Genomic DNA, 358 nt, shown 5'->3' with positions numbered 1-358 from the left:
CGCATAATCTGAATATTGCAAAGAAAGCTCAGGTAAAACAGCCGCTCTTCCCGATTGAAGCGCGCTGTAAAGCTCCATAAACTCATTTACCAAGATACCACCTGACCAGCCATCACTGGCAATATGGTGAAACACGCAGGCCAGAACATATTTTTGATCTCCTAAATCATACAAACATGCTCGTAAATTATAATCTGCTGACAAATCAAAAGGAATTCTTAGATAACCCTGAAGGATATTTTCAAATAATGATCTATCACTTATTTCAACCTGATCAAGGATCCACTCCTTTTCACTTATGACTTCCTGATACCCTATACCATCTTCTGATAACAGAATAGTACGCAAAACCTCATGA

General features: G+C 38.5%; 1 protein-coding gene. It reads right to left on the bottom strand.

What is annotated here, in order from left to right; all coding sequences use genetic code 11:
* The coding region (locus tag FLA105534_RS16885; RefSeq protein ID WP_173967269.1) for a condensation domain-containing protein at positions 1–358 on the bottom strand (358 nt) is incomplete at both ends.

This window comes from Flavobacterium collinsii, from assembly GCF_902804485.1.
Classification (GTDB): Bacteria; Bacteroidota; Bacteroidia; order Flavobacteriales; family Flavobacteriaceae; genus Flavobacterium; species Flavobacterium collinsii.
The sequence above is the reverse complement of the archived record's forward strand: the minus strand, read 5'-3'. Positions and strand labels throughout refer to the sequence as shown.